Here is a 3,313-nt window from a genome sequence, read left to right on the forward strand (position 1 = left end):
CCCCTTTTGATTTCTTGTTGAACGTTTGCAGTTGCCAGACCGCAAACTGTTTTAACAAATCAAAAGGGGTTTTTATAACTGGTTCAAAGCTGAAAGCTTTACGGAACCTCCAGCCTAGCTGGAGGTTTTCTGTGCACAAACAAGAACAGCCCGTTATGGGCTGTTCTGCTATTTACTGGACCTGGGTTATTTACCCAGATAGGCGTTCAACATCCACACCTGTTTTTCCTGCTCTTTGATGTAATCGCTCATCAGCGAAGAGGTACCCTCATCACCGGCCTCTGCGGCCAGCGTCAGCAGTTCGCGCTGCTGTTGCAACAAAATGGCGTAACCTTCCAGCAAGCCGCGCAGGGTGCCTTTATCGTCGGTGACATTGGTGTCTTCCTTGATATCCGCCGTTTTCAGATAGTCACTGAAGGCGTGGCGAGGCTGTGAACCCAGAGTCAGAATACGCTCAGCCAGTTCATCAACCTTGGTCAGCAGGTCATTGTAGGTTTCTTCAAACTTGACGTGCAGTTCAAAGAAATGCGGGCCGGAAATATTCCAATGGTAGCCACGCACGTTCATATACAACACTTGGTAGTTAGCCAGTAGAGCGTTCAGTGCTTCAGAGAGTTTTGCTGATTGTTTGGTGTCCAGGCCGATATGAGTCTTGGTCGCTTTCTTTGCCGTTGCCATAATAATCTTCTCCTGATTATTTGTTTCGATTATCTAGATTGATATCCATACAAAACAGGTTAACCGGATCTATCATAAGGTTAAAGTTGCTACTAAGCATCAATTCAATCGTTCAAACCAATTTACCCGTGCTTACATTCATCAATTGGCTAATCGGGTAGGGGCGCTGCATGCTGCGCCCACTTAACTTCATCGATTAAATTACACCTGCGCCCTTTTGCGCAAGGCAAATTTTAGCACACCGGCGCTCAGGCTGGTGAGCAATGCGGCGGCGATCAGCACGGCAATAAAGGCCTGATCGAAGGCGCCTCTAGCCAACTGAATCAGCCTTTCTGCGCTGTCCGCGCCCATATTTCCGGCTAATCGTAACGCCTCATCAATGCTGTCATAAGCGAGATCGCCTACGGGCAGATTGGCAGGCAATACCAGGCTGTGGCTATAAACCGCCGTCATCAACCCCCCCAGCAGCGTGACGCCTAACACGCCACCCAACTCCCATGAGACGTCTTCAATAGCGGCGACCATGCCCGCCTTGTCTTCGGGGGCGTTGAGCATAATGGCCGTTGAGGCAGCGGTGATGGCACCACCGAGGCCAAAGCCCACCACAAACAGGCAGACCAACTGCATAATGACGTTGCCTTGATACCACAGGGCGACACCGGCGATGCCTAAGGCGGTGAGAATAAATCCGCCCACCAGCATGTAGCGTTCGCCATAACGAGGTAGCAAAGCTCCGGCCAACGGGCCAGCCAGAGCAGAGGCTACCGGAATGGGTAAAATAAACAATGCGGCCAGCAGCGGCGTCATGCCGAGCACCAACTGTAAGCGCTGGCTTAACACCAGTTCGACCCCGATCAGCGCGATCATTGAAACGATCGCCACACCGACACCACTGGCAAACAGGCGATTGCGGAACAGTGAGAAATCGATCATGGGGTATTGCGCCCGCTGCTGACGGCGGACAAACAGGGTCAGGAACAGCGTACCGAGCGCCGCCGCAATGGCGAAGTCACTCAGGGAGAACGCGGGTTTGCTCAGCTCTTTCAGCGCATAGATCGACGCCACCAGGCCGAACATGATCTGTAGCGAGCTGATAAAGTCGCAGGGGCGTTGACTGTCTCCACCGCAACGAGGGATCAGATAGACCGCCAGCGGCAGAACCAGCATTACCACCGGCACGTTGATCAAAAATACCGAGCCCCACCAGAAATAGGACAGCAGAACACCGCCTACCACCGGGCCAAGCGCGGCGGCACCGGAGGCCACAGCGGCCCAGATGCCAATCGCCAGCGCACGTTCACGCTCATCGGTAAAGACGTGGCGCACGATGGATAGCGTGGCCGGCATCATCATCGCGGCCCCGATGGCCAGGAAAGCGCGTGATGCAATCAGCAGCTCGGCACTGGGGGAGAACGCGGCGCACAGTGAGGCCAAGGCAAAGACCGGCAAACCGGCGATAAACATTTTCTTGTGGCCAAGACGGTCGCTTAACATGCCAGCGCCGGGAAGTAGGCCAGCAACCACCAACGGGTAGGCGTTAACGATCCACAGTTTTTGTGAGGCTGTGGCATCCAATGCCTGGGTCAGGCGCGGCAACGCGGTGTAAAGCACCGTCATATCGGTAATGATTAAAAATAGCGCACTGGAGATCATTGCCAGGATCAGCCAGCGGTTTTGGGCGTGCATAAAGAGTATCCTAGTAAACCGATGACGCGGCTGCGTCACCTTACGGTAACCACCCGGAAGCACCGGTGGTATACTGCTATAATATAAATCCATACGTACGTATTGAAAAGGGGCTTTCTCAATGGGGCGTCAACGGAGTATCGATCGTGACAAGGTGCTGGATACCGCAGAAGAGATTGTGGCGACCCAAGGTGCGGCAGGGTTAACCATCGATTCGGTGGCCAAAGCCATGGGAATCTCCAAGGGGGGAGTGCAATATTGCTTTGGTAGCAAAGATGCGCTCATCGATGCGATGTTTGACCGTTGGGGCAAGGTTTATGAGCAGGTTTTTGACGATATCGCGGGCAGCGATCCGGACCCGTTAACCATCGTCCAGGCGCATATGCAGGCTACCCGCAGTTCCGATCAGGCCTCCAGCGCCAAGGCAGCCGGGTTGATGGCGACGTTAATTCAGACGCCAGAACACCTGGACAGTACGCGAGAATGGTATCGCAGCCGCATAGCAGGTTTGGATCTGACCACCGAGGCGGGGAGAAAGGCGCGATTGGCCTTCCTGGCCACCGAGGGAGCCTTCATGCTGCGGTTCTTCGGCTTTATGGATATCACTCAGCAGGAATGGGAAGCGATGTTTGCCGATCTGCAAAAGTGGGTTCTTACCGATACGGCTCGCAATGGTTGACCTATCACACTGATAGATGGCGATCGCTCCGCGCGGCGAGTATGTTTAGCGAATAAAGATATTCCCTCGAAGAACCCACTTTTAGCCAGCCACCTCCGTGCTGGCTTTTTTTGTGCACAGAAAACCTCCAGCTAGGCTGGAGGTTCAGATTGATGACAAAGTCCTGGCCGTGAGGCCAGGACTTTGATCTAATAAGGTCAGTGCAAAAAACGGACTGACTGCCATGCTCAAAGAACCTTCTCCCCATCAGTACCAGTTTGAAACCATTAC

General features: G+C 53.6%; 3 protein-coding genes. 1 reads left to right on the forward strand and 2 read right to left on the reverse strand.

Translation table 11 applies throughout. The annotated features are described in order from the left end of the window. Positions 1 to 186 precede the first annotated feature (186 nt). Both ACMV5I_RS29220 and ACMV5I_RS29225 read right to left on the reverse strand, forming a co-directional pair. Complete coding sequence (locus ACMV5I_RS29220) at positions 187 to 678, reverse strand: Dps family protein (protein ID WP_021181236.1); 492 nt, start codon at positions 676 to 678, stop codon at positions 187 to 189. A gap of 201 nt (positions 679 to 879) precedes the next feature. Next, a complete protein-coding gene (locus tag ACMV5I_RS29225; protein ID WP_202672650.1) occupies positions 880 to 2,364 on the reverse strand; it encodes an MFS transporter in 1,485 nt (494 codons plus the stop codon). Between the two features lie 121 nt (positions 2,365 to 2,485). Between ACMV5I_RS29225 and ACMV5I_RS29230 the strand changes: the two genes are divergently transcribed. Continuing rightward, complete coding sequence (locus ACMV5I_RS29230; RefSeq protein ID WP_065685693.1) at positions 2,486 to 3,043, forward strand: TetR/AcrR family transcriptional regulator; 558 nt, start codon at positions 2,486 to 2,488, stop codon at positions 3,041 to 3,043. Positions 3,044 to 3,313: the final 270 nt, after the last annotated feature.

This window comes from Serratia sp. T13T92 (assembly GCF_047530105.1).
GTDB classification, from domain to species: domain Bacteria; phylum Pseudomonadota; class Gammaproteobacteria; order Enterobacterales; family Enterobacteriaceae; genus Chania; species Chania fonticola.

Bases quoted from the DNA above. Each gene is read 5' to 3' on its own strand.
- ACMV5I_RS29230 (WP_065685693.1), top strand. From the start codon at position 2,486: ATGGGGCGTCAACGGAGTATCGATCGTGACAAGGTGCTGGATACCGCA.
- ACMV5I_RS29220 (WP_021181236.1), bottom strand. From the start codon at position 678: ATGGCAACGGCAAAGAAAGCGACCAAGACTCATATCGGCCTGGACACC.
- ACMV5I_RS29225 (WP_202672650.1), bottom strand. From the start codon at position 2,364: ATGCACGCCCAAAACCGCTGGCTGATCCTGGCAATGATCTCCAGTGCG.